Consider the following 24,600-nt stretch of genomic DNA (forward strand, 5'->3'; position numbering starts at 1 on the left):
GCCGCCATCAGGCACGTCAGCAAGTGCGGGTTTCGAGGCTGAAGGGCTGACCGTCAAAAACACGGGCAACTTCGTCATCCTCGATTGGCTTTGACGATCTCAGCGCGCTCGGAGGCTGATTGGGTGGTCGGCCCCTACGGCATCAGTGTGCCGGAATGAGGTTGTTGCAAAATCTCAGACAAAGAAGAAGCCGTCCGTGTGAGATCCACATTGGCATGGGTATGTCGAACACGCTTCAATAGCGGGCGATGGATGTTTCGGCAAACCGTCCGCATTATGGACCATCGTCACTTGTTGGTCCACAGCAGACCATCGCACCATATGTGTTCGACGCGTCCCCACTGGCAGCAGCGCGGCGCACGCCGCCGCCTCCCGCGCGTTTAGGCCGGCGCACGCTAACTTTCCCCCGCAGCGTCGCTGCGGTAACGGATGGTCGAGGTCTGGTAGTACTGCGCGCGGATGGCCGCCATCGCCTCGATCAACGGTCCCCACGGCGCGGGAAAGCGTTCTTCCGCCATCACCCGGTGCAGCATGCGCGTATGGCCGGCCAGCTCGTCATTGAGGAACTCCACCACAGGCATAGCCGGATAGCGCTGCAGCAGCAGGATCGCCGCGTTGTCGGCCTCGCCGGCCGACCTGTCCTTGTCGCGTCCATGCAGATCGTTCTGCAGGCGCCCTATCGCGGAGATGAGCCGCAGGACCTGGCGAAACGCCGGACGCGCGCGCAAGGTCGCCATGTCCAGCCCCCACAGCAACGACAGGCAACAGAACACGTTCGCGTAGGCGATCGAATTGATGCCGTTGTGCAGGTACTCGGCGTAGGACCAGCGTTCCGCCCCTGCCGCCTGCGCCTGTCGGGCGCGCAGCGCCGCGCAGTAGCACCGGGTATCGTCGAGAAGCTGAGCATAGTCGCGACGATCGTAGGCAAGCGCGGCCAGCGAAGCGCGCAGCACAGCGCAGCCCTCGAATCCGGGGAGCGCGCACGGCTCGCCCTGCCCCAGCGCCTGCTCCACCGCGGCGAGCTGCTCCGGCGCGATCAGGCCAAGGTCGTTGCAATCGTCGAGCCAGAACAGCAGCGCCAGTTCGCGATAGAACGCCACGATCAGCGTTTCGTCCTGCGGATCGCGGCCGGTGCAGGCGCTGGTGTCGCGCAGGCTCGGGTGTATGCGCTGCAGGATGTACTGGCCGCCCCTGACCGCTTCCGCGGCATGCTCGTCGGCGAACCCGGTCAGGGAATACCCCCACTCCAGCACCTGCTGCAGCGCGCGTTCGGTCTGGATCATGGCGCCGCTCCTGCTCCCTCGGCCAGGACATGCCGCCCCCAACGAAGCGCCAGCCATAACCCGGCGAGTTCGGCCACGCGCACGACCCGGGTGGGGCAATACAGTTCCTTGCCGATCCACAGCGGCGTCTGCGGCAATGCATGCGCCGCATGGCGGGCGAGCATCCACCCCAGCGCACGCGCGACCGCATGCGCGATGCGCCGGCGCCCTGTCGGTTCTTCGCTGCCGTCCATCACGCGCAACGCGAACAGCGCATAGGCGGTTTCCTCGAATGTGGACGCGCGACCGGCGCCCCAGCCGCCGTCGTCGCGCTGCGCCTGCAGCAGCGCCGCCAGCGCGCGCTCGTCGCGCCACTGGGGCTTGCCTTGCGCCAGCGCAGCGACCGCATGCGCGGTGGGATACAGCCACGAAACGTGCCATTTTTCGTTGTCCCATAGACCGTGCGGGTTGCGATTGGCCTCGACGTACGCGCTGGTGCCCGCGGCGGGCTTTCCCAACAGTCGCAACGCATGCAGGGCATGGATGTTGGTCGACACCGATGCATTGCGCTCGTCGGGAAAGGTGACGAACAGCTCGCCGATTTCGAAATGCCGCAACGCATCGACCGCCGGGTCGCGGCCTGCAAGGTGCAGGACGCACAACGCAACGGCGGTGTCGTCCGCATCAGCCGCGAAGTGCAAGGCCGGGCCCAGACCGCGCACGCCCAGGCGGGCGTCGAGCTGCGCGACGATCACACGGACCGCCTCGGCGAGCGCGGGATGCGCGAACAGCCCGGCCAGATGCAGGGTGTACAGCGACCAGCATGGCTCGAACACATTGATCGGCCAGACGTTGGGAACGACACCTTCGATGCCGCTGCGCGTCGCCCGCGATGCCGCCTGCAGATACGCGTCGGCGCGCCCGACCTGCGGCGTGCTCCCCTGTGTCACGGAGTGAGCACGCCACGCGGCGGTGGCCGCCGGACTGATGCCGATGCTGCCGTCCTCATCCGGGCATGCGGTGCTCGGCAACGTCCCCCAGGCTTCCCAGGAGTGCAGCAACGGATGGCCGCTCGGCAATGTCGCCACCGCCCCCAGCTTGACCAGGCGCGCTTGCCGCAACGGCAACAGCGCCGGGTGGCGCGGAAACGCTGCGCCACCCAGCAAGGATGCGGCCTCACCGCAAAACTGCGGCAGGATCAGCTCCGCGCCGATCGGCGCGTCTTCCGGCACCGCATGCGCGTAGGGATCGGGTTGGCGCTGGAGGAACCGCCTTGCAGCCTGCACCGCGTCGGCAGCACCGGGAAGAGGATCGGCACGCTGCAATGCCAGTAACGCCGCCCACGTGGGCGCATGGCGGAACAGCGGGAAGTCCGCGCTTCCCCATCCGCCGTCGGCCTGTTGCTGCGCGATGAGCCAGGCGTATGCGTCCTGCCGACCGGTGACGTTGCCGTGGAAGCGCAGCGCTCGCGCCGTGTCGTAGACGGACGGACCGACGCTGCCGCCATCGCTCATTTCGCTCAGCAGGCGGCGCAATTCGGAAAGGATCTGTTCGGACAGCGCGTTCACGCGGGATGTTCCTTTTGCAGACGGTTGAAGAGAAACCGGGATTGGGCAGACGCCGCGCATGTCGCCGCAGGCCCGTCGCATAGGCAGCGCCGGACGGCCGCCCTGCTCCGGCGCGGCGACGCCCCCCGATGCTGGCGCCGGTCCGCCGCATAGCCTTGGGCGCAGCGCGCAGCGTGCGCCGCGGCGGGTTACCGCTGCGATCGGCGCTGCGGACTCGGACACAGTGCAGCATGCACCTCTGCCGCCGGCCGATCGCAGCGGCACAGGGGCGACTCCATGCGGACGGGCGCGCTCATGCGCATGGCGCGTGCTTGAACAGATACGCGTTGGCCCGCTGTAGGAGTTGCGCCAACCGTTCCGCACGCGGCCCCAGCGGCGCGATGGCCTCCCCGGCATCGCGCAACAGATCCAGCGCGAACTGGTGTGCTGCCTGCAGTCCCATGATCGACGCGCAGGTCGGCTTCTGTGCCGCAGCGTCCTTGCCGGGGGTCTTGCCCAGCGTCGCGGTATCCGCTGTCACGTCGAGAATGTCGTCGATCACCTGCAACGCCAGGCCGAAACAGGCGCTGTAGTGGTCGAGCGCACAGTACAGCGCAGCGTGCGCGACATCCTCCGCGACAGCGCATAGCGCGCCCATGCGAACGGACGCGCGCACTAGCGCTCCGCTCTTCATCCGGTGCATCGCCACGATCCTGTCCAGCTCGACGTGCTTTCCAACCAGCGACAGATCCATGGCCTGCCCGCCTGCGGCCCCCTCGGCGGACACCGCCTGCGCCAGTTCGCGCACGAGCGCGATACGGTTGTCGCCCGGCGCATCCAGGCTCGCCAGGGTCAGGAAGGCGTGCGCCTGCAGCGCATCGCCCACCAGGATCGCAGTAGCTTCGCCGAACTTGACGTGCACGGTCGGAAGGCCGCGGCGAAGCACGTCGTCGTCCATCGCGGGCAGATCGTCGTGGACCAGGGTACAGGCGTGCATCATCTCGATGGCGGCGCCGACGTCGTCGAGCATGTGCGCCGGCGTGTCGGCCAGTGCGCCGGCAGCCAGACAGAGCAAGGCGCGGGTGCGCTTCCCGCCATGCAGGGTGGCGTAGCGCATCGCCGCCATCAGCTCGGTCTCACCGTCACGTTCGGCGCAGAGAAGACGCGCCAGCACCTGTTCGACCCGCTTTGCGCCGTCCTGCATCCAGATCTCGGGCAGCAGCCCGCTGGATGCGTCGCGCGCCTGCGCGCCCAATCCGCCGAGCGCGGAATCACCAGTTCTGTCGTCCTGTAGCGTGGAACCGGTCTGCATGCTGTTCATGTCCTTGTCCCCGACAGGGCGCCGCGGTGTTGTCGGCGTCGCACCGTGCGCGCCGAGTGCAGCAATGCCGCGCGTCGCCGGCGCCGCTGCCTCGCCACAGGGGCATGCGATGCCAGCTCATGAGAATCCGATGCGGATAGTCATGGACGGATGTGCGGTCGGGTAATAGCGCCGGCCTTTTTCGACGCCGCTCAGCAAGCGCGGCCGCGCCCCGGCCTCGTGCATGGTCAGCGCCAAGGCGATGCAGAACTGCACCAGTTCCAGCCATGCCAGGTGGTAGCCGATGCAGACGTGTGGGCCGGTACCGAACTGCAGCATGTCCACCGGCCGGATCGGCTCGGTGCGTTGCAACCACCGCGCCAAGCGAAACTGATCAGGCGCCTCGTGTAGCAGCGCCGAGGTCGAGAAATGCAGCAGCGGGATGCACAGATCGGTGCCCGCGGGAATGCGCCGTTGGCCGAGTCGCAATTCACGCAGTGCGCGACGCACCAGGAGCGGCGTCGCCGGATGCATGCGCAGCGTCTCGCGGAACAGCGCCTCGGCGACCGGACACTGCGCCAGGTCCGCATGCTGGGTCGGCACCGCGCCCACGCGTTGCGCCTCCTCGACCAGGGCGTCCCACAGCCCAGGCTGCCGCGCCAGCTCGATCACCATCCAGGCCATCGTCGAGGCGGTGGTGTCGTGACCACCAAGCAGCAGCAAGCGGATATTGGCGACCAGGACCTCGTCGGCGAGCGCATCGTCGCTGCGATCGAAGGCGCTCACCATGTCGTTGATCAACCCGGTGCGCGCGGCATGTTCGCGCGCGTCGCGGACGAACTCGCGCAACCGCGCATCGATCCAGTCGCGGGCGGCGCGGCCGCGCCGCAAGGGCAGTCCGGGCAGGTCGACGGGGGGCGCGACGATCAACTGCAGCAGTTGCCGGTACTTGCGACGCCATTCCGGTAGGTCCTGCGCGGGGATTCCCATGAGGCTGAAGATGAGCTTGAGCATCAGATCGCCGGTTTCGCGCAGGATCGTTACGTCGCCGCGGTCGCGCCACCTCTGCACCCGCGCCCAGATGACGGGCGCGAACAGCTCGCCGATGCCGGCCTGGGTCAGCCCCATGGGCAGAAACGCCGTCTGGATCGCATCGCGCGCCTGACGGTGCGCGCCTCCGTCCTGGGCGACCAACGTTCCGCCAAACAATTCGGGCGCGATCTCTTCGATCAGTGCCGAGGACACGTCCTTGTGCCGGAGCAGTGCGAACGCGTCCGGATCCACGCAGGTCATCAGGTGTCCGGCAGGGCCGAAATCCAGCCAGAAGTGGCTGCCCAGCGTCCGTTCCGCGCGCCGCAGCAGGCGCGGCAGGTCGCAGACGATGGCGGGAAGATGCCCGACCAAGGGGAAAGCGCCGGGCACGACCGGGATGTCGTGCCGCAGCCGATGCCGACGGTTCAGCGGGTTGAGCAGCATGTCCATCAGCAGCGCGGCGACGCGGCCGCTTCGGCGGCCTCGCCGGAAGGCCGCGCGGCGCGGCGGTTGCCACCGTCGGCATACGTCGGCACATGCGCCAGCATGCCGCCGTCGATGCACACGACCTGGCCGGTGATGAACGCAGCATCGTCGGAGAGCAGGAACGCCACCAGCGCGGCCACGTCCTCGGGGCGGCCGACGCGCGGCAGGAGCTGGTGCCGGCGCAGATGCCGTTGCACGCACTCGTCCAGCTTGGCGAGGAGACGCTCGGTCATGATGAGACCCGGCGCAACCGCGTTGCAGCGGATCTGCGCATGACCGTACTGGGTGGCGAGCGAGGCCGATAGCATGTTCATCGCCGCCTTCGACGCGGCGTAGGACGTCTGCGCGGTGTCACCGGTGAGCCCCTGGCACGACGACATGTTGACGATCGCGCCACCGCCGCGGGCGATCATCCGTGAGATGGCCTGCCGGCAGCAGAGCAACGTGCCGCGCAGATTGGTCGCCATGGTCTGATCCCAGACCGCCAGGTCCAGGTCGAGGATCGCGCGGTCGCGCGGCGTCAGATGCATGGCGCTCGCGTTGTTCACCAGCAGGTCGACCCCACCGAAGTGCCGCTCCGCCGTCTCGAACAGCGCTGCCACCGCCTGCGCATCGGCGATGTCGATGGCCAGGGCTAGCGCGTGGGCCGCCTCGGCCGCGATTTGCGCGGTGCAGGCGATGGCCGCCGTGCCATCAATGTCGGCGACCACCACTCTGCCGCCCTCGCGCGCGATGGCGAGGGCGCATGCCTTGCCGATACCGGCGCCGGCGCCGGTCACCACGGCCACCTTGCCTTCAAACCGTCCCATCGTGTCCTCCTGGATTGCGTTGGTCTCTCGCGGCATGCCGCTCGGCCTCCGCCGGAGAAGGCGCACTGTCGGCGCTGGCGCGCTCGTCATCGCCAGCTTCGCTTTCGATGACCCGAATGGCGGCGACCGGGCACTGGCTGGCTGCGAGCCGCACGGCGGCGTGCAGCGCCTGCGGGACTGTCGCCCCGCACACTTCGGCCACGCCGTCCGGTTCGCGCTGGCGAAAGGTGCCCGGTAGCGTCAGCACGCACTGCCCGCTGGTTCCGCACAGATCCTGGTCGACCACGACGCACATCTCAGCCCCCTGCGCACGCAGCCGCACCGGCAGCGCGCGGAACGTCCTAAGGAACGCGGAGGGCTCCCGGGTCGGCTGCTTGGCCAATGCCAGCGTGGGGAAGCGCGCCTGAATCCGCGGCAAGCTCTCGGTCAACTGCACCCGGGCCAGTTGCGCACCGAGGCAGAAGTGGATGCCGTGGCCGAAGCTCAGCATGATCTTCCCGTCGGTCGACATGCCAGGACTGGTGCCGTAGAACCGCGCGGGATCGAAGCGGTCGGGATCGGCGAAGGCGTCAGGGTCGCGATTGCCGGACGCGATCAGCACGCGCACGTCCGCGTTCTTCGGGATCACCACGCCGCCCAGTTCGATGTCACGCTGGGCGATACGCGGAATGGAGCTGAACATGGCGGGCGCGTCGCAGCGCAGGACTTCTTCGACGAATGCCTTCACCCCCATGGCGTCTCCCTCCAGCCAGTGCCGCTGTTCGGGATACGCCAGCATCGCCAGGACCGCATGGTCGATGGTCGCAGCAGTGGTGGCGAAGCCGCCCAGCAGCATGCCCCACAACATGCTGATCAACTCCGCATCCGACAGCGTGTCGGCATCATCGTCGTGTGCGCCGACCAGCATCGACACGATGTCGTGGCGGGGATCGGTGCGCTTGCGCTGTATGAGACCGCCGAAGTAGGCCTTCACTCTGGCACTGGCCGCGTCCGCCGCGGCGAGCCGGGGATCGCTGGCGTGCGGGCTCAGGCCTTCCAGAATGGCGCCGATGCCGGCGGCGAGCCCGAACATGTCGTCCTGGGGCATGCCAAACAGTTCGGCGAAGACCAGCATGGGCAAGGCCAGCGCGAATTCCCGATGCAGGTCCACGGCCTCCCCACGCTCCAGCGCGGGCGCCATGCCATCCAGGCGCGCTGCGACGATGCGCGCGATGCTCGGCCGCAGGTTGTCGATCTGGCGCACGGTGAAATCGCGCGAGATCAGCCGGCGCAGACGCGTATGCGTCGGTGGGTCCTTCATCGCTAGCGTGGAGGCCAGCAGATTGAGCGACAAGCTGGTCGCCGCATGCGGAAAATAGCGCGCCAGTTCACCCGGCGCAGGTCCCCGAAACGCATCGCCCGTGGCCTTGAGCGCCCAGTAGATGTCGGCGTGGCGGCTCAACAGAAAGAGGCCCGACGCCGCGCGATGCACCGGATCGTGCTCGCGCAACCACCGAATGAACGGATACGGATCGTGGATCCACGCCGGCGACGCCAGTTCGGCGAAGGCGTCCCGGCATCCTGCCGTGGTTTCTTGCACGTCCATTTGGTTACCTGTTGACTGGCTGATCTGACCGGTGCGCGGCAGGCGCGCCGACAAACCGCGGAGACGATCGCGATCCCCCAGCGGCGTCCGCACATCACCAGAGCACCGGGAACTCCTCGAACCCGCCAGTGATGATCTCCTTGCGCAACTTCAGTTCTTCCGGCGCTACCGCCAGGCGCAGCGCGGGAAAGCGCTGGAAGATCGAACCGAACACCGCCTTGAATTCCAGTCTGGCCAGCGCCCCGCCGATGCAGGAGTGCGGCCCGTAGGAGAACGCCAGGTGCGGCTTTTCCTGGCGTCCGATGTCGAAGATTTCCGGGTCGTCGAAATGGCGAGGATCGAACGACGTTGCCGGCAGGCCGACCAGCACCTTGCTCTCCGCGGGAATATGCACGCCCGCGATGGTCACGTCGGTCCTCGGATAACGCATGATGCCGTCCCACCCCGCGCCCGGCGGGTACATGCGCAGGATTTCCTCCACCGCCTTGTCCACCAGGGATGGATCGCCGACCAGGCGTTCGCGTTGTTGCGGATGGCGGAACATCGCCAGCAGGCCGAATTCGATCTGGGCGACGGTGCTCTCGTGCCCCGCCACCAGCATGCCCGCCGCCAGGCCGATTGCTTCTTCCTCGGTCGCCTTGCCCTGGTCGACCGCCGCGAGCAGATCCGTCAGCAGGTTGTCGCCCGGATCCTGGCGCTTGTCCCGCATCTTGCCGCGAATGTAGGCGCGCAGTTCTTCCCAGGCCAAGCGCGACGCGCTGCGCGGGCCGCTTTCCTGCTGGTGCGTCATCACCTCGTCGGACAGCCGCGCGAAAAAGGCGTGATCCTCGTAGAGCACGCCCATCAGCGCGCTGATGACCATGGCCGGAAGCGGAAAGGAGAGGTGGCGCCGCAAGTCGGCGGGCTGGCGCTGGGCCGCCAGGTTCTCGAACAACTGCGCAGCGATCGCCTCGACGTGCGGCGCCAGCAGCTTCACCCTGCGGTTGCTGAAGGCCGGCGCCACGAGCGTGCGTAACCGAACATGCTCGCCCCCCTCGTGCGAGACCAGCCACCCCGGCGAACCGAGAATCACCGAATCCGGGGTGAACGCCGTCGGCGGCATTCCCGCCGGCCGGAACGCCGCGTCGGACAGCGCCGCCTTGGCCTCGTCGTAGCCTGTCACCCACCAGCCTTCGTGCCCGGACGGGAAACGCACGCGGTGGATCGGACCGTTGGCGCGTAGCGCCAACATCTCCGGCGAGGGCTCAATGTGATCGACGCGCCACATCGGCAGCGCCGGCAGGGGTTGTTCGGACACGGTGGCACTTCACTCTCTAGGCGATGGAAGGGCGGAAGGTGCCCGCAGTCGCTGCGGGCAGGGGCTTCACGTGCGCTTGCGTTCACTTCTGTTCGTCGATGATGATCGGCGGGGAAGGCGGCCGAATCCTAGGGGCTCAAGTTGGCTTTAGCCATCTACCGAATCTTGTAGTAGCCCCCCTAAGCTAAACGCCTGGTGGCGCGAAAAAATATGCGAAAAACTCTGTCGCCACGCGCTACCATACGGAAACCTATTTCCGATGGGTATCCGCCTATGTTGGTTGGCTACATGCGCGTGTCGCCGGACTCCGACCGCCAGAACACGGACTTGCAGCGCGATGCGCTGCTCGCCGCCGGCGTTGATCCGCGTCACCTGTTCGAGGATCACGCCTCGGGCGCGAAGGATGACCGCACCGGCTTGGCGCGGGCGCTCGAATTCGTCCGGCCCGGCGACATGCTGGTCGTGTGGAAACTCGACCGTGTTTTAATGATGGGTTCGTTGCGATCACCTCCGACTTGTACCCATCGGCGCAGTTCATCGAGACGATGAAGACGTCTTTTGAGGTCGGCGTCGATCTTGCCGAGATCAAGGACTAGTTCGCCAAACGCGACTCGGTGCGCGTCGAAGGAGAGCTGCCGGATCGCCTCATACAGGCGACGCCGGGGTGAGATCTCTAAAGGCTCAGCCCGCAGGAGAATAGCTACGGAAACACCAACCCAACAGCAGCTCGACGGATTGAAGCGGCTGAGTGAAATCGCCCGCGTCCCAGATAAATCCGAAATCGTCACGTCAAAAGAGTAAGCGGAGAACCTCTACGGGAGCGACTGAAACTGGCAGTTTTCTAGCATATTGACTTGGGTTTATCTCGACGACCGCCAACGGAGAGCCTTCATGTACATACCACCCCACTTTCGAGATGACGACCTCGAGAACATTCGAGCGACAATCCGCTGCGCCCGATTGGCCAACCTGATCACAGCGACATCAGATGGGCCACTTGCGACGCCTCTTCCGCTCTTCCTCGATGAGAGCGAAGGCGAACACGGCACGCTGTACGGGCACCTGGCGAAGGGCAATCCGCAATGGCGCACGGCCCCGATCGGAGAAGCTCTGGCGATCTTTACTGGCGCGGAGGCTTATGTGACGCCATCCTGGTATCCTAGCAAGCGACAAGCTGAACATGTGGTGCCGACATGGAATTACATCGCGGTCCACGCCCATGGGCCGATTGAGTTCCTCGAGGATCCCAATCGCCTGCTTGAGATCGTGACGCGTCTGACGAATATCCATGAGACGTCACGTGCGACGCCCTGGGCCGTCAGCGATGCTCCCGCGGATTTCATCGCCGCCCAGTTGCGCGAAATCGTCGGCGTGCGCATCCCGATCACCATGGTCGAAGGCAAGCGCAAGATGAGCCAAAACCGCCCCGCGCCTGATCGCATTGGTGTCGCCACCGGCCTAGCGGCGAGCAAACTGGCACGGGACCAGGAAGTTGCAGCTCTTATCATGATTCAGGACCGAGACGATAATGTGCATGACTGCCGCCAACAGCGCCGCTCGACAGAGAGCGATCTTACATCTGCAGCTCTCACAGGCTCCAGCGGCATTAGTAGAGATTAACTCAGGCCATCAATTACCTCGCGAAATCCACTAACGGAACAGTCTGCTCGGGCTTACTACACTGTGTAGACACTTGTCCGTATTCCGACAGAGGCACAAATCTCGTGTCAGGTCCAGTACAGCGCGCATAGTAAGCGGACTTTCGAAAACCCATTCGGCGTTGTGGCTTGCTCAGCGCCGCCTGGCATGGCCATTGTTTAAAACAAATCGATCCAGAAACAGAGCCACAAAAGCAGCAATGCTCACGCTCTCCAAACCCCATCTCACGCTTGAAGAACGGTCAGCCGATTCAGCTCACTTACGCGCGTTGCACCCCTGACAATTCTGTTCGGACATATCCACTATGACCACCCCAAACATCTAGACCAGCAATTTAGGAGCATGAGCAAGCAAGAGCGGCTGCGCTTGTATATGCAGGGCAATGATTTATCCCCAGAAAGAACCGTCATCGTGGGCGATATGCCAGTTGAGACGGAAATTGCCCGCAATCTCGGACTTATCAACGTATCAATCGTGGGAGGATTTGTTTCCGAAGCGCGCTTGCGCGCGGCAGGGTCCGACTACATAATTCATGACCATCATGAATTATTACCAATTCTATAGAAGCATTGCTTTTTTTCAACGCAGTTGAGTGATTAGAAAGCAAAACTGAAGATCTGCCGTTGGCGCGCTCCTGCTATCCGCTTCGTCTTCACGATACGACATTCGAAGGGTGAGCTCGGCGATCGAGTTCTTTCGTCACTCGGCCCAACCATCGGCTCAGTTCGATGACTCGCGCCAAATAGCACGATTCGTTCAGTGCCCCTTGTCGGGCACATGCTCGTCTTTCGCTTGGCACGATGCTTGCTGAAGATCATTCGCTCCAAGGGCGAGGAAGAACTGCAAGGACTTGGAAAAGCAACATGAGCACAATGGCTTTGATCGGTGGCGTCATTCCGAGCACCGATGTTGTGAAACGTGCAGCGCGCATCGGTGCCGAAGTCAAAAATATCAGGCTATCAGGCGATCTACCGGATCACGCGATCGCTGCGATCAACAGCTTATTGCTCGAGCACAAGGTGATCTTCTTCCGCAATCAAGGACATCTCAATGACGCCGAGCAGGAGCGCTTTGCCGCTCGTCTCGGAAAGCTAGTGCCCCATCCGATGCTCGGTGCTACCAAGGGGATGGCGTCGCTCCTCGAACTGGACTCCACTCGTGGCGGCGGTCGCGCCGACGTTTGGCATGCGGATGGGACCTTCGCCGACGCCTATCCCAAGATTTTGGTCCTGCGGGCGGTTGTAATGCCAACGTTCGGAGGCGACACCGTGTGGTCGAACACAGCTGCCGCTTATCTTGGTTTGCCGCCGCCGCTACAACGGCTTGCCGAGGGCCTATGGGCCGTTCACAGCAACGTTTTCGATTACGCCGGGATTGCGCGTGTCCGCGAGGTCGACAAGAAACACTTTGACGAGGTGTTCACCAGAACGGTTTTTGAGACCGAGCATCCCGTCGTACGCGTCCACCCCGAAACAGGCGAGCGGACGCTAGTGCTCGGCGCCTTGGTGAAGCACTTTGTTGGGGTCCCCAAATACGACGGACAAAAGCTGTTCGATCTGTTCCAGTCTCACATCACCGCGCCCGAAAACACTGTGCGCTGGAACTGGTTAGAGGGCGATATTGCGATATGGGATAACCGCGCAACGCAGCATTACGCGGTCAACGATTACGGGGACCAGCATCGCGTCGTACGTCGGGCCACGATCGAGGGTGACGTGCCTGTCAGCGTCGATGGCCGGAGCAGTGTAACGCGCCTGAAGGTGACCGAATAACTGCACGTCGACGCCCAGCGCTCTCGCGTCTGAAAACGAGAAAACCTGGTAATCGGAGTTGTTTCGGGCAGACGCGGGAACACACTTTCCGACACGATATCTCAGCGCTTAGCGCCAACTCGGCAGCGCCTAGGTTGATGCACGCAACTATTTAGCGTTGACCAACAGCTTCGAGGAAACCTTGAGCATCACTGTCCTTCGCCAGCGGCCGGTACGTGGCCTTCACGTTTCAGTTTAGAAAATCCTCGATCCGTGGCCATAAAGCGCGCCAACATGAGGGCGATGAGTTTAGTCGGATCGACCACCTGACCACCCTGACGCGTAAGCGCTTCTGCATATGCAATGAGATCACGATGCACGGCCGCAGGCAGCTCCGTACTCACTTTGACGGGCTTGTCGTCTGGAAGCTCTCCTATTTTGAGTTTTGGCATATTGTCACCCTCTATACGGCGTAAGTATGAGGTCATGATTGACAAGAACACGAACCGGGAAGCCAGGTCGCACGGTCAGAGTAGGCTGGATGCTGAGACTGCGGCGAACGACCTGCTGCCCGGTCTGGTTTAGTGAGTCCGAGGCGCCGTGTCGCAATGCCTGGATGATTGCGCTGTCGTTGCTGTTGGTGTCCGAGCCGGCACCCAGTTCGGTCCCGATCGCCAGAAACGTCGATAGTGCCGCAGCCTTGAACAACTCGCCCCAGTGATTGTCGACCTGATCTTCGAGACCTGCATACCCGGCAGTGTCAGCGCCAGGCTGCCGCTCGAGAACGATAGAACGTCCATTCGGCATAATCAGCCGTGTCCAGACGAGCAGGACGCGAGACTGGCCGAAAGTGACCTGGCTATCGTAGATGCCGATCAGACGCGCCCCCTGAGGGACAAGCAGAAAGCGGCCGGTCGGGGTGTCATATACGCTCTCGGTCACTTGGGCCGTAATTTGGCCTGGCAGGTCTGACCTGATGCCCGTGATCAAGGCTCCCGGAATGACCGTCCCAGCCTGCACGATATATGGTGAAGCCGGCCTGGTGACACGGTCAGGGCTGACCGTGCGACGGTCTACCGAGGCGCTCACGAAGGCAAGCTTGTGGTCCTGACCATTCTGCCCAGATCCGTCGTCGCCAGCGCTCGTTGCGCTCGCCGGCAGGACACGCTCGCTTCCAACAGCCGTACCGGTGGGCGGACGCATTTCTCGTCCACTGGTCGAAGCGAAGAGATGGCTGATACGGGCTGCCTCCGTCTCTTGATCCCGGCGCTGCTGGTCCGGATCAGTGCCGATCGCCGGGGACTGGCCCTGAGCGGCAAGTATCGGTCGACGAGGTCCCCGGGGAGCGGCGGACCAAGCTGCGGGATTGGCTGGCGCGGAACGCCAGCATAGTCCTTCGGCAGCGTGGTAATGCCGTCGGCAACATTGTGGTGGTCGGTACTGTAAAGCTCATCGGCCGCTTGACTACGGGAGCGATTGCTCTGTAGCGACCACAACACCGCTCCGCCGATGACAAGCAGGGCAACCGCGCCGCCGCCGGCCAAGACCTTCCGCGACAACCGCGTCACGCGCGGATGCTCTGCTCTCAAGCGGAAGCTTTCGGACTGCTCCCCTTGTGTCTCCGGCGGAACTGCTTGCTCGTGATCGTTTACATTCCGAGTGTTCATGACGACGGCCTCCCGTCGGTCCTGACAATACGGACCTTCTGCTGGTGCTCGCCGCCAAGCCGCAGTTCGGCGGCAGCAAAAAGCCGATCGACGATCAATACGTTACCGTAAGCGCGATAGTTGACGAGTTCGGTCTTGCCGTCTGCACCAATGACGAATAGCGGAGGCATCTCGCCCTGCACGATGCCTTGCGGGAATTCGACATAGACCTTGCGGCCATCGTCATATGCGGCGAGTGGCCGCCAGGGAGGACTGTCCCCTTCGATAGCATAGCGGGAGATGCGCTGCGCCGGCTCCGGAAGAACGGGCTTCAGAGCGACCGAACGCGACCGTTCCCGTGCAGTTTCTGGATAGTACCAGGCAACAGACGGCATGTATGGCCGTTCGCGGGAGCGGAGCTCGATCAGGTAGGTGCGCCGATCGGTATTGACGACGAGATTGGTCTCGATCGATGCGCGCGTCGGCTTGACCAGGATATGGACGCGGCGCATGTCGCCATTCCCACTTTCGGTATCGCCCACGACCCATCGTACGGTATCTCCGGCCGCGATCGGCCCCGATCCCGTCAACTGCTCTCCTTCCTCGAGTGCGATATCCGTGATCTGCCCGGGTGCGGCATAAACCTGATAGAGCGCACCGGGGCTGTAAGCGTAGATCTGCGCCGCATTGAAATACCCGCGTTTGCGCGGCTCGACCCGCGCTGCGCTGTTTGCCATCTCAACCCGGCTCACGGGTTCGGGCTCTTCCTTTCCGGCCGACTTGCCGCCGAGAGTTGGCTTCCAGAGCGGTGGAACGTGAAGCGGCCGCGACCTGTCGTCCAGGGCCGCTGGCGCCGCCGGCAGCGCCGGGACCTCCGCGTCATAGCTGATCTCCGGCGGTATATAAGTCGCGCACCCGCCGAGCGCCGATGAACAAAGCAAGAGCACGGACAGGAGCGCTCGCTTTGAGCCCACGAACTCGGACCGAGGCGAATTGAGCTTACTGCGCGGGAGGGAACGCTTCGAATGAATGTCAGACGGCGTCTCGGTCACTGACTTAACTCCTTTGACCAGTTGATGGCGCGGACATAGACGCCAAGGGGATTCTTGCGCAGGCGTTCGGCATCGCGGGGTGTCTCGATCACGATCGAGAGAATCGCAGTCCAGCGCTCAGACGAGCTCAGCGAGCCGTTGTCGTAGACGCGCTGGGTCCACGCGACGCGAAAGCTCTCCGACGACGCGCGAATGACGCTCGAGACGTCCACTGAGATTTGGGCCTTGCCCAGCTTGGCAAAGGGGTCATTATTGCGCGCATAGTCGTTGAGCGCAGCGGCGCCGCGATCGGTCGTAAAATCATAGGCCCGGAGCCAATTCTGGCGCAGAACGATGCCGTCGGCCGGCAGACCTCTGACATCCTCGATAAAGCGCGCCAAATGGTAGGCGATCTGCGCATCAGTGGGCTGATAGTCGATGTTGGCCGGCGCAACCCTTTGAGCCTGGCGAGATGGTCGACTTCGACCACCCAGGGCGTGATCGATCCTTGATTTGACTGCCAGACAAGCCCAACAGCGAGACCGGCTGAAAGCATCAAGCAGCCGAACGCCATCAGGCGCCAGTTCTTGGCTTGCAGGCGCGCTGATCCAATGCGTTCGTCCCAGACTTGCGCTGCTTTCTGATACGGTGTGACCGGTTCGGGCATGCGCCCATAGTGAACTGATGGTCGTTTGAACATCGATGATTGCCCCTAAGATCAAGTGATCGGTTTCTAGTCGTGCGGTATCTGCGTTTGAGACCCCCGCCGCGGTGGCGAAGGCGCAGTGTTTCGTGTCAGCGCTCTCCTTCAGACAAATCGACGGAAGAGCCGCTGCCACCGTGATCGCCTGAGCGGACCGCCTGGCCGGCAGCCGATGCACCGTGCCGAATGGTCTCGGCACGCTTCATTCGCCGCGCCCAGTTGGGCTGCCCTTCGGCAGAAGTGTTTGCGGCCTGCGCGCCGGCTTGCCCACCTCCGCCGAGCGCAGCCGCTGCACGACGCAACGGGCTCATAGCAGCGGAAGCGCCGGCGTCCGCGACGCCGGCAAGGCCGCCGCTTCGGTAGGCGGCTGATGCTCCGCTCATGACAGCGCCGCCACCGCGCGAGGCGCCTGCCATCGCGCCGCCAGCGAGACCAGTACCACCGGCGGCAAGACCCGCCCCCGCCGCAACAATGCCGCCGGCAGCAAGGCCTGTTCCAATTGCGGCGCCGGCGCCGAGTTGGGGTCCACCGGACACCAGGCCGTTTGCGATACCCGGACCGAAGATACCGAGACCCAGCAAGGAGAGCGCCGCGAGCACCAGCGTCATCGCGTCTTCGATGGTCGGCTGAGCGCGGCCGAAGCCTGCGGTGAACTGCGAAAACAGGGTCGAGCCGATCCCAACGATGACGGCCAGGACCAGGACCTTGATCCCTGAAGAGATGACGTTACCCAAGACCCGCTCCGCCGCGAAGGCGGTCTTGCCGAACAGTCCGAAGGGAATGAGCACGAAGCCGGCGAGCGTCGTGAGCTTGAACTCGATCAGGGTGACGAAGAGTTGGATCGCCAGAATGAAGAAGGCAAGCAACACCACGACCCAGGCGAACAGGAGAACGACGATCTGGACGAAATTCTCGAAGAAGCTGATGTAGCCCATCAGGTCGGAGATCGAATCGAGCAGCGGTCGGCCGGCGTCGAGTCCGACTTGAGCGATCTTTCCGGGTCTCAGAAAATCTGCAGCGGACAGGCTTGCACCCGATGCTTTCAGCCCAAGACCGGCGAAGCTCTCGAAGACGATGCGCGCCAGGCTGTTCCAGTTGCCAATAAGGTAGGCAAAAACGCCTACAAAGAGCGTCTTCTTGACGAGGCGCGCGATGATGTCTTCGTCCGGCCCCCAACTCCAGAACAACGCAGCAAGCGTGATGTCGATCGCGGCAAGGGTCGCTGCGAGATACCCGACGTCGCTACCGAGCAATCCGAAACCGTTGTCGATATAACGCGTGAACGTTTCCAGAAACTGGTCGATGACCCCCGTACCCGTCATGGCTTGCTCGCCTCGGGCGTCGCCGGTTGCGGATATCCTTGCGGGATCCGGCTCTGATCCTTTGGAGCGAGCGCCACGCCGGCGGCGGAATCGTCGTGGCCAGGAACTGCGCCACCGTCTTTCTTGCCAAAGAAGCGACGGCGGTTTTCGGCCCAAACTTGCTTGCAATGCTGATAGCCCGCTGCTTCCTCCGCAGTGACGCTGCGGCAGCGCGCGAGGTCAGAGCTGGTTGCTCCTGTCGTCTGCTCCGCCTTCGGCGGCGGAGGAGGATCGTCTCCGCCACGAAGCTGAATCGTGCAGGCAGCGACGGCCACTAGGCCGATTGTCGTAAGCAGCGACAGCGCCTTGAATGCCTTTACGTCGGTCATCAGTGGAACATCTGCACGTTGGAGGATTGATAGCCCTGTCCTGGCGTCAGGAATCGCCTGAGTTGCTCTCGTCCTTGATCCTGGGCCGAGGCGCGCTGAGCCGCTTCGAGGCTCTGCGCCCTGCCCTGCGCCGTCACGACAGCGGTAAGGTCGGCAAGCTGCTGCGCGTTCAGCGCAAGAATCTGATTGCCAGCCTGCGTTGCCTGCAGAGCGCCGCTGGCGCCTTGGCTGGACGTTACGAGCGCGGACGTCTGGATACGATTGCTGTCGAGGTTGCCAACGATGCCGGCCTGGACGCGAAGCGCATCTTGTGTTGCCGCGTAAGTATTTTGCCACCGCGATTGAGCGTTGGTGACCAGCAATTGGCTGGATTGGTTGCCAGCGGCCGGCGCGTAGCTCGTCGAGAACGCGCGATCGATCTGCTGGACGTCGTAGGCAATGCGCTGGGCCTGCGCCAGCAATTGCTGGGTCCGCTGAATCGAGGATTGCAGTTGCTGCAGCGACGAATACGGCAGGCTTGCCAGATTCTTCGCCTGATTGATCAGCATCTGAGCCTCGTTCTGCAACGAGGTGATCTGATTGTTGATCTGCTGGAGCTCCCGCGCAGCGGTCAGGACATTCTGGACGTAATTGTTGGGATCAAAGACAATCCACTGCGCTCGCGCGGGCATGGTTACGCCGAGCATCAGCACGACCGTGCCAGCGGCCGCCAATAGGCCAAGACGCCTCATAGGGATTTCTCCAGATTGAGAAGATTGGGAATCAGGTCCAGGGCCCAGGCGACGCCACGGTGCTGGAGCCAGGCCGACACGAAGCCGTCAGGTCCATGCTCAACCAGGAACTGCGTGATGGCAGCCTGGTCTGTCTTTGAAGAGGCGGCGGTGAAGGCGAGTGCCACCTCGCCAAGCCCAAGCTCGAACATCCGGTTGCCGCGACGGGACTGGCAGTAGTAGTCGCGCTTTGGCGTAGCCCGGCTCAGAAGCTCGATCTGGCGGTCGTTGAGGCCGAAGCGGCGGTAGATGGCAGTGATCTGCGGTTCGATTGCCCGTTCGTTCGGCAGCAACAATCGCGTTGGGCAGCTTTCGATGATAGCCGGCGCGATCGCAGATCCATCAATGTCCGAAAGCGACTGGGTGGCGAAGATGACGGACGCGTTCTTCTTCCGAAGTGTCTTCAGCCATTCCCGGAGCTGACCAGCGAAATCCTCATCATCGAGGGCAAGCCAACCCTCATCGACAATCAGGAGCGTCGGCCGACCATCGAGACGGTCTCCAATACGATGGAAGAGATACGCCAGTACGGCCGGCGCAGCACTCGTTCCGATCAAGCCTTCCGTCTCAAACGCCTGGACCGACGCCTCACCAAGGCGCTCGAATTCAGCATCGAGCAGGCGCCCGGATGGACCGCCCAGGCAATAAGGTTGCAAGGCGCGTTTCAGAGAATTCGATTGGAGTAGGACTGACAGGCCCGTCAGGGTGCGCTCCTCCCTCGGCGCCGAGGCGAGAGATGCCAGCGCCGACCACAGATGATCCTTGACCTCAGGAGTGATCTCGACCTTTTCTCGTGCGAGGATCGCGCCGATCCATTCCGTCGCCCATCCGCGCTCGCAAGGATCATCAATCCAGGCCAGCGGCTGCAGGGCGACGAGTTGTTCACCTCCGTCAGACAATGCACCGCCGAGATCATGCCAATCACCACCCATGGCGAGCGCGGCCGCCCGGATCGAACCACCGAAGTCGAATGCAAAGACCTGAGAGTTCGAGTAACGGCGGAATTGGAGTGCCATCAGCGCGAGCAGCACCGACTTGCCAGCCCCCGTCGGTCCGACCACAAGCGTATGGCCGACGTCGCCGACGTGGAGCGAGACTCGGAACGGTGTTGATCCCTCGGTCTTGCCGAACAGAAGCGGCGGACCCTTGAAGTGCAGGTCCCTCGCCTCGCCCGCCCACACGGCCGACATCGGAATCATATGTGCAAGATTGAGGGTCGATATCGGTGGCTGCCGTACGTTTGCGTAGACATGCCCGGGCAAACTTCCGAGCCAGGCTTCGACGGCGTTCACCGTCTCGATCATGCAGGTGAAATCGCGACCCTGAATGACCTTCTCGACCAGACGGAGCTTTTCATCGGCAGTATTGGGATCGCGGTCCCAGACGGTAATGGTCGTCGTGACAAAGGCTTGTCCGATCTGATCCGACCCCAGTTCCTGCAACGCCGAGTCGGCATCTATCGCCTTGTTGTGAGCGTCGGTATCGAGCAGCGTCGATGCCTCGTTGGTCATGACCTCCTTGAGAATGGCGCCGATGGATTTTCTCTTCGCGAACCACTGCCGGCGGATTTTGGTCAGCAGCTTGGTGGCATCGGTCTTGTCGAGCATGATCGCTCGGGTTGACCAGCGATACGAGAATGCCAGACGATTCAGGTCGTCCAGGATTCCCGGCGTCGTCGCGCCCGGAAAGCCGACAATCGTCAGGACCCGGAGATTGGCCGAGCCCAACATCGGCTCTAACCCGCCGGTCAACGGCTGGTCGGCTAACAGCGCATCGATGTACATGGGAATTTCGGGCACTCGAACGCGGTGGCGCTTGATCGAGATCGTCGAGTGCAGGTAAGTCAGCGTATCCTGATCATCGAGCCAGGCGCATTCGGGCATGAACCCTTCGACGAGTTGAAGCACGCGGTTGGTTTGATCGACAAACGCGCCCAACACCTCCCGGGCATCTGCTCCAACTGTGCGGTCGCGACCTTCATATAGCAATCGCTCTGCCCTAGCGGCTCCCTCCTCCGGCGGCAGATAGAGGAAGGTCAAGAAGTAGCTAGACTCATAGTGGGCGCCCGCCTCTTCGAATTGAGCTCTGCGCTCGGCGTCGACCAGTGCAGACGCGACATCTGGAAAGGTGTTCGGCGGATAAGCACCCGCAAAATGGCGTTGCGCTTCAACGAAGACCGCCCAACCGGATCCCAGACGGCGCAGGGCGTTGTTCAGGCGACCGGCGACGGCGACGAGTTCGGCCGGCACTGCGCTATCGAGGTCAGGCCCTCGGAACTTCGCCGTCCGTTGGAACGAGCCATCCTTGTTCAGGACAATTCCTTCGTCGACGAGCGCTGCCCAGGGCAGGAAGTCGGCGAGGCGCGCGCTGGAATGGCGATATTCGGCAAGGTTCATCATGACAGAGGACTCAGGTGTTGAGATGTGCGGGAATGCGCAGATGCCGGCGCACCACATCGACAAAGGCGGGATCGCGTTTGGTGGCCCAGACGGCGGCCATGTGGCCGATGAACCAGAGGACGAGACCCGCGATCCAGAGCCGCAATCCAAGTCCAAGGGCCGCGGCCAGTGTGCCGTTCACGATCGCGACGGACCGCGGCGCGCCACCCATCAGAATCGGCTCAGTGAGTGCGCGGTGAACGCGCACCACAAAGCCTGCCACCTGATCATCCATCAGATCACCACGCCGCCGCCGAAGGAGAAGAACGACAGGAAGAAGCTTGAGGCGGCAAACGCGATCGACAGGCCGAACACAATCTGGATCAGCCTTCGGAAACCACCCGACGAATCTCCGAACGCGAGCGTGAGCCCAGTTACGACGATGATGATGACGGCGATGATCTTGGCGACCGGCCCCTCGACCGATTGCAGTATCTGATTGAGTGGCTGCTCCCACGGCATGTTCGAGCCAGCAGCCCATGCCGGCGCCGTCATCGACAGAACTGAACCGGAGGCGGCCAGCGACGCGGTTTGCCAAAGAACACGAAGTTTCAGACGCATGTCAGTCTCCTGCTGATGAAAGGCTGTAGTCGCCGGCCCCGCCGAGCCCCGTGACGAGGGCGAGATCAGCGAGGCGACGGTCAGCGCCGCGCCCCGCAAGGACGGCGACGAGGTTGATGGTCTCGGCGATCAGGGCACGCGGAACCGTGATGACGGCTTCCTGGATGAGTTGCTCGAGCCTCCGCAGTGCGCCGAGCGCGGTGCCCGCATGAATGGTGCCGATGCCGCCAGGATGACCGGTGCCCCAGGCCTTGAGCAGGTCGAGCGCTTCGGCACCGCGAACCTCGCCAACCGGAATGCGATCCGGACGCAGTCGCAGGGAGGAGCGAACGAGGTCCGATAGTGTGGCCACGCCGTCTTTGGTCCGCAAGGCTACGAGATTGGGCGCCTTACATTGGAGTTCGCGCGTATCTTCGATCAGCACGACCCGATCGGAGCTCTTCGCGACCTCGGCCAGGAGCGCGTTGGTCAAGGTTGTCTTGCCGGTCGATGTCCCGCCGGCGACGAGGATGTTCTTCCGTGCGGCGACCGCGTCCTTCAGGGTCCTGGCCTGCTCCGAGCTCATGATCCCCCTGGCGACGTAGTCGTCGAGCGTAAACACGGCCACGGCCGGTTTGCGGATAGCAAAGGCCGGTGCCGCAACGACCGGAGGCAACAGTCCTTCGAAGCGCTCGCCGGTCCCAGGCAATTCGGCCGAGACCCGCGGCGAGCCGGCATGCACCTCGGCACCGACGTGATGCGCGACCAGGCGAACGATGCGCTCACCATCCGCAGCCGACAAAGTTTCGCCTGTGTCGATCAGGCCATTCGACAGCCGGTCGATCCACAGGCGCCCATCTGGGTTGAGCATCACCTCGATGATCGCTTCGTCTTCGAGGTAGCCCGCAATCGCCGCGCCAAGAGCGCTGCGCAGCATTCGCGCGCCGCGCGAACTCGCGTCCGATTGAATGGAATGGATTGCCACCGTTCATCCCCACCGAATGAGGACGTCGAAAGAGCGCCCTCAGATGGGGACAATTAGAAAAGGCACCAATGGACTCGGCGCAACAAGCGCTTTCGGTGATCGTAGACTGGCGTAGAAAAAGAAGGACTGAGAATTGATGTTTGAGGCCTACTCAATCGTGTCGGTTCGCAAGAAGTGGCCTGCTCACCAATCCGCATCGTCGGCCGCGGGCAGGAGGATGTCCGAATCCTCATACAACCCAACTGACTCGACAGCATAGGAAGTATCAGCCGGTTTGAAGACGAGGATTGAACTCATCCATGAAACGAAGTATCGACGCCAAGGCAGCGCGATCCAGACCAACGCCGCGATCTGCAGTGCTACATTGAGACCGAACGCCACTTGATAGGCTTGGATGGACCTATGGCTATCATTTGCAGGCCATTGCTCCAAGATCAGGCCTGTCGCGTATTGTGCCAGAAATGCCCAACCAAAGTGCAAGACGTTCAAAGCGCCGTTGGCACGACCAGCAAGCTCCGGCGGAAAGTAATCCGCTATCACCGCGAAGCTGACCACGGTTGCCGTTCCGACGATTGCGACAACGGACCAGGGCAAGATGGACGGGAGAGGCGCTCGCAGGATCAAGGCTGACTCGGCTGCGATGAACAGCACTGCAACCATCGCTAATATCACCTCCGCGCCGATTCCTCTGCGTTTGATGTGATGGACGGCCATACCGAACAACCAGGCACCGCCGCTCAGTACGACAGACATCATAAAAAGCTGTCTGACGAGACTTGCGCGATCAAACCCTTCTACTTCTATCAACCACGGCGACGCCCACAAGCCTTGCAGAGACCAAGATGATCCAATGCAAGTCGCCGATAACGGGGCCATTCGCCAGAACCGTCGATCGCTGAAAACTGAGCTCAGGCTGGTGGACGCTGTTGACAGGGCGATGCCTCGCTCAGGCACGACGACATAGATGAGAATGGCCGTCGCAGCGGTAGCGGCCGCCAGGACCTCAAAGAGCTGCCGCCAGCCCATCCAGGCGAGCAGGTGCTCGACGGGAGCCGTGGCGGTCACCGCTCCTAGCGATCCCAGCATGATCATGTAGCCGTTCAGCAAGGCAACTCGTTCCCTGGGGAACCAAAGGACGATGGACTTCAGCCCTGCTGTGAGCGCCGCCGCCACGCCGAGCCCGATCATTGCACGGGCGATCAAAAGTGACAGGAAGTCAGTCGATACCGCGAACAGACCAGCGCCCACTGCTGCGAGCAAGAGCAAGACACTTTGGACGCGCCGCGGGCCAAAGCGGTCCAGCAGTACTCCGATGGGGATCTGAGCCGCCGCGAAAACCAGGAAATAGACCGAGGTAAGCAATCCGAGGTCGGCAGTCCCAAGCCCGGTATCCGAGCTGAGATGACTGGCGATCAAAGCGTTGATCGTCCGAAACAGGTACGAAAGATAGTATCCGGCAGCAAACGGGAGAAAAACGCGCGCGATTCGACGCCATGCTGTTGAGATTTGCATGCTGGCCCCTTTGCTCTCAGTCGCTCGAGCCGATAGCGCGTCCAGCTTTTGTCAGTTCGGCTAAATCGCTGCGGTCGTAGGCTGGCGTAGAAAAAGAAGGGCCGGCGGAAGGGCCTCCTACATGGTTCAATCAGGTCTCATCGGCCGGTTCCTGACGGCGGATATCTTCTGGAATCTCGCGCAGAAAGCTTTGCCCCTTTTGCAAACGGCGCCCGAGCGCCTCGACGAATCCTTCAAAGCGCTCCCGCCCCTTTGCCTGCGCGGCCGCCTGTGCGTCGTTGGGTAGTGGCGGCGTGATCGTCAACCAGAAGCGAATGAAGAGGGCCAAGGTCTCCGCCGTCAAACCAACGTCACGCTCCAGCCTCTGCATCTGACGCGACAGCCGATCCAGGCGACGGGTAAACGCTGCCTCCCGCCTGTCTGCTCCATCCGGCGATAGAAGCGAAACGACAGCCGCTTCCACGATTGCAGACCGGGAAACCTTCTTGCGATCGGCGAGCTCCGCGATTTGTTTCAGAAGCTCTGGCGGGAAATAGACGTTCATCCGGTCGCGCATA

General features: G+C 63.1%; 21 protein-coding genes and 4 pseudogenes. 4 read left to right on the forward strand and 21 right to left on the reverse strand.

What is annotated here, in order from left to right; all coding sequences use genetic code 11:
• Positions 1 to 395: 395 nt before the first annotated feature.
• The 8 genes and pseudogenes from CWO91_RS04345 to CWO91_RS04375 all read right to left on the reverse strand — a co-directional run bounded on the left by CWO91_RS04345 (position 396) and on the right by CWO91_RS04375 (position 9,318).
• Positions 396 to 1,283 (reverse strand): terpene synthase family protein, encoded by an 888-nt coding sequence (locus CWO91_RS04345; RefSeq protein ID WP_130212392.1) that lies wholly within the window; start codon positions 1,281 to 1,283, stop codon positions 396 to 398.
• Complete coding sequence (locus CWO91_RS04350; protein ID WP_130212393.1) at positions 1,280 to 2,830, reverse strand: hypothetical protein; 1,551 nt, start codon at positions 2,828 to 2,830, stop codon at positions 1,280 to 1,282. The genes CWO91_RS04345 and CWO91_RS04350 overlap by 4 nt, the downstream gene beginning before the upstream one ends.
• Before the next feature lie 292 nt (positions 2,831 to 3,122).
• Positions 3,123 to 4,121, reverse strand: a complete 999-nt coding sequence (locus CWO91_RS04355; RefSeq protein WP_130212438.1) for a polyprenyl synthetase family protein — start codon at positions 4,119 to 4,121, stop codon at positions 3,123 to 3,125.
• A gap of 126 nt (positions 4,122 to 4,247) precedes the next feature.
• A complete protein-coding gene (locus CWO91_RS04360; protein WP_130212394.1) occupies positions 4,248 to 5,591 on the reverse strand; it encodes a cytochrome P450 in 1,344 nt (447 codons plus the stop codon).
• On the reverse strand, positions 5,591 to 6,436 hold the full coding sequence (locus tag CWO91_RS04365) for an SDR family oxidoreductase (RefSeq protein ID WP_130212395.1): 846 nt from the start codon (positions 6,434 to 6,436) through the stop codon (positions 5,591 to 5,593). Before CWO91_RS04365 ends, CWO91_RS04360 begins: the two co-directional genes overlap by 1 nt.
• The gene (locus tag CWO91_RS44005) at positions 6,423 to 6,731 is read right to left on the reverse strand and encodes a ferredoxin (RefSeq protein ID WP_167563631.1); all 309 of its coding nucleotides are present in this window, start codon (positions 6,729 to 6,731) and stop codon (positions 6,423 to 6,425) included. Before CWO91_RS44005 ends, CWO91_RS04365 begins: the two co-directional genes overlap by 14 nt.
• A 6-nt stretch (positions 6,732 to 6,737) precedes the next feature.
• Positions 6,738 to 8,021: pseudogene (locus tag CWO91_RS45185) on the reverse strand (cytochrome P450); the annotation flags it as partial.
• Positions 8,022 to 8,115: 94 nt separating this feature from the next.
• Positions 8,116 to 9,318 carry a cytochrome P450 gene (locus CWO91_RS04375; RefSeq protein ID WP_130212397.1) on the reverse strand — a complete coding sequence of 401 codons (1,203 nt, stop codon included), beginning with the start codon at positions 9,316 to 9,318 and terminating at the stop codon, positions 8,116 to 8,118.
• 288 nt (positions 9,319 to 9,606) lie between these two features.
• Between CWO91_RS04375 and CWO91_RS04380 the strand changes: the two genes are divergently transcribed.
• From CWO91_RS04380 to CWO91_RS04395, 4 genes and pseudogenes are all read left to right on the forward strand, one after another.
• A complete protein-coding gene (locus CWO91_RS04380; RefSeq protein WP_433995546.1) occupies positions 9,607 to 9,867 on the forward strand; it encodes a recombinase family protein in 261 nt (86 codons plus the stop codon).
• Between the two features lie 342 nt (positions 9,868 to 10,209).
• Positions 10,210 to 10,824 (forward strand): annotated as a pseudogene (locus CWO91_RS04385) (FMN-binding negative transcriptional regulator); the annotation flags it as partial.
• Positions 10,825 to 11,319: 495 nt separating this feature from the next.
• Positions 11,320 to 11,541: an HAD family hydrolase gene (locus CWO91_RS04390; protein WP_245283188.1), complete on the forward strand. Its 222-nt coding sequence runs from the start codon at positions 11,320 to 11,322 to the stop codon at positions 11,539 to 11,541.
• Between the two features lie 299 nt (positions 11,542 to 11,840).
• Positions 11,841 to 12,749 (forward strand): TauD/TfdA dioxygenase family protein, encoded by a 909-nt coding sequence (locus CWO91_RS04395; RefSeq protein WP_130212398.1) that lies wholly within the window; start codon positions 11,841 to 11,843, stop codon positions 12,747 to 12,749.
• Positions 12,750 to 12,937: 188 nt separating this feature from the next.
• Here CWO91_RS04395 and CWO91_RS04400 read toward each other — a convergent pair whose 3' ends face one another.
• From CWO91_RS04400 to CWO91_RS04460, 13 genes and pseudogenes are all read right to left on the reverse strand, one after another.
• The gene (locus CWO91_RS04400; RefSeq protein ID WP_018317702.1) at positions 12,938 to 13,180 is read right to left on the reverse strand and encodes a DUF2274 domain-containing protein; all 243 of its coding nucleotides are present in this window, start codon (positions 13,178 to 13,180) and stop codon (positions 12,938 to 12,940) included.
• 4 nt (positions 13,181 to 13,184) lie between these two features.
• A pseudogene (locus CWO91_RS04405) lies at positions 13,185 to 14,395 on the reverse strand (TrbI/VirB10 family protein).
• Positions 14,392 to 15,426, reverse strand: a complete 1,035-nt coding sequence (gene trbG / locus CWO91_RS04410; RefSeq protein WP_165405222.1) for a P-type conjugative transfer protein TrbG — start codon at positions 15,424 to 15,426, stop codon at positions 14,392 to 14,394. Before trbG ends, CWO91_RS04405 begins: the two are co-directional and overlap by 4 nt.
• Positions 15,423 to 16,105 (reverse strand): annotated as a pseudogene (gene trbF, locus CWO91_RS04415) (conjugal transfer protein TrbF). The gene trbG and the pseudogene trbF overlap by 4 nt, the downstream one beginning before the upstream one ends.
• Positions 16,106 to 16,200: 95 nt before the next feature.
• Positions 16,201 to 17,430 (reverse strand): P-type conjugative transfer protein TrbL, encoded by a 1,230-nt coding sequence (gene trbL / locus CWO91_RS04420; RefSeq protein WP_130212399.1) that lies wholly within the window; start codon positions 17,428 to 17,430, stop codon positions 16,201 to 16,203.
• Positions 17,427 to 17,798, reverse strand: a complete 372-nt coding sequence (gene trbK-alt / locus CWO91_RS04425) for a putative entry exclusion protein TrbK-alt (RefSeq protein WP_018317697.1) — start codon at positions 17,796 to 17,798, stop codon at positions 17,427 to 17,429. The genes trbL and trbK-alt overlap by 4 nt, the downstream gene beginning before the upstream one ends.
• On the reverse strand, positions 17,798 to 18,529 hold the full coding sequence (trbJ, locus tag CWO91_RS04430) for a P-type conjugative transfer protein TrbJ (protein WP_130212400.1): 732 nt from the start codon (positions 18,527 to 18,529) through the stop codon (positions 17,798 to 17,800). The genes trbK-alt and trbJ overlap by 1 nt, the downstream gene beginning before the upstream one ends.
• Complete coding sequence (trbE, locus tag CWO91_RS04435; protein ID WP_130212401.1) at positions 18,526 to 20,967, reverse strand: conjugal transfer protein TrbE; 2,442 nt, start codon at positions 20,965 to 20,967, stop codon at positions 18,526 to 18,528. The genes trbJ and trbE overlap by 4 nt, the downstream gene beginning before the upstream one ends.
• A gap of 10 nt (positions 20,968 to 20,977) precedes the next feature.
• The gene (locus tag CWO91_RS04440) at positions 20,978 to 21,241 is read right to left on the reverse strand and encodes a VirB3 family type IV secretion system protein (protein ID WP_130212402.1); all 264 of its coding nucleotides are present in this window, start codon (positions 21,239 to 21,241) and stop codon (positions 20,978 to 20,980) included.
• Entirely contained in the window at positions 21,241 to 21,567 is a 327-nt protein-coding gene (locus CWO91_RS04445; RefSeq protein WP_026201896.1) for a TrbC/VirB2 family protein, read from the reverse strand. Before CWO91_RS04445 ends, CWO91_RS04440 begins: the two co-directional genes overlap by 1 nt.
• Position 21,568: 1 nt before the next feature.
• On the reverse strand, positions 21,569 to 22,483 hold the full coding sequence (gene trbB / locus CWO91_RS04450; RefSeq protein ID WP_208752981.1) for a P-type conjugative transfer ATPase TrbB: 915 nt from the start codon (positions 22,481 to 22,483) through the stop codon (positions 21,569 to 21,571).
• A 231-nt stretch (positions 22,484 to 22,714) separates the two neighbouring features.
• Entirely contained in the window at positions 22,715 to 24,043 is a 1,329-nt protein-coding gene (locus tag CWO91_RS04455) for an MFS transporter (protein ID WP_130212404.1), read from the reverse strand.
• Between the two features lie 130 nt (positions 24,044 to 24,173).
• Positions 24,174 to 24,599: a CopG family transcriptional regulator gene (locus CWO91_RS04460; RefSeq protein WP_130212405.1), complete on the reverse strand. Its 426-nt coding sequence runs from the start codon at positions 24,597 to 24,599 to the stop codon at positions 24,174 to 24,176.
• Position 24,600: the final 1 nt, after the last annotated feature.

Origin of the sequence: Bradyrhizobium genosp. SA-3, assembly GCF_004212635.1 — a bacterium.
GTDB lineage: Bacteria > Pseudomonadota > Alphaproteobacteria > Rhizobiales > Xanthobacteraceae > Bradyrhizobium.

Bases quoted from the DNA above. Each gene is read 5' to 3' on its own strand.
- CWO91_RS04440 (WP_130212402.1), bottom strand. From the start codon at position 21,241: ATGGATGATCAGGTGGCAGGCTTTGTGGTGCGCGTTCACCGCGCACTC.
- CWO91_RS04455 (WP_130212404.1), bottom strand. From the start codon at position 24,043: ATGCAAATCTCAACAGCATGGCGTCGAATCGCGCGCGTTTTTCTCCCG.
- trbB (WP_208752981.1), bottom strand. From the start codon at position 22,483: ATGCTGCGCAGCGCTCTTGGCGCGGCGATTGCGGGCTACCTCGAAGAC.
- CWO91_RS04445 (WP_026201896.1), bottom strand. From the start codon at position 21,567: ATGCGTCTGAAACTTCGTGTTCTTTGGCAAACCGCGTCGCTGGCCGCC.
- CWO91_RS04380 (WP_433995546.1), top strand. From the start codon at position 9,607: ATGCGCGTGTCGCCGGACTCCGACCGCCAGAACACGGACTTGCAGCGC.
- trbE (WP_130212401.1), bottom strand. From the start codon at position 20,967: ATGATGAACCTTGCCGAATATCGCCATTCCAGCGCGCGCCTCGCCGAC.
- trbJ (WP_130212400.1), bottom strand. From the start codon at position 18,529: ATGAGGCGTCTTGGCCTATTGGCGGCCGCTGGCACGGTCGTGCTGATG.
- CWO91_RS04345 (WP_130212392.1), bottom strand. From the start codon at position 1,283: ATGATCCAGACCGAACGCGCGCTGCAGCAGGTGCTGGAGTGGGGGTAT.
- CWO91_RS04390 (WP_245283188.1), top strand. From the start codon at position 11,320: ATGAGCAAGCAAGAGCGGCTGCGCTTGTATATGCAGGGCAATGATTTA.
- CWO91_RS04355 (WP_130212438.1), bottom strand. From the start codon at position 4,121: ATGCAGACCGGTTCCACGCTACAGGACGACAGAACTGGTGATTCCGCG.
- trbK-alt (WP_018317697.1), bottom strand. From the start codon at position 17,798: ATGACCGACGTAAAGGCATTCAAGGCGCTGTCGCTGCTTACGACAATC.
- trbL (WP_130212399.1), bottom strand. From the start codon at position 17,430: ATGACGGGTACGGGGGTCATCGACCAGTTTCTGGAAACGTTCACGCGT.
- CWO91_RS04395 (WP_130212398.1), top strand. From the start codon at position 11,841: ATGAGCACAATGGCTTTGATCGGTGGCGTCATTCCGAGCACCGATGTT.
- CWO91_RS04360 (WP_130212394.1), bottom strand. From the start codon at position 5,591: ATGGACATGCTGCTCAACCCGCTGAACCGTCGGCATCGGCTGCGGCAC.
- CWO91_RS44005 (WP_167563631.1), bottom strand. From the start codon at position 6,731: ATGTGCGTCGTGGTCGACCAGGATCTGTGCGGAACCAGCGGGCAGTGC.
- CWO91_RS04400 (WP_018317702.1), bottom strand. From the start codon at position 13,180: ATGCCAAAACTCAAAATAGGAGAGCTTCCAGACGACAAGCCCGTCAAA.
- CWO91_RS04365 (WP_130212395.1), bottom strand. From the start codon at position 6,436: ATGGGACGGTTTGAAGGCAAGGTGGCCGTGGTGACCGGCGCCGGCGCC.
- CWO91_RS04460 (WP_130212405.1), bottom strand. From the start codon at position 24,599: ATGCGCGACCGGATGAACGTCTATTTCCCGCCAGAGCTTCTGAAACAA.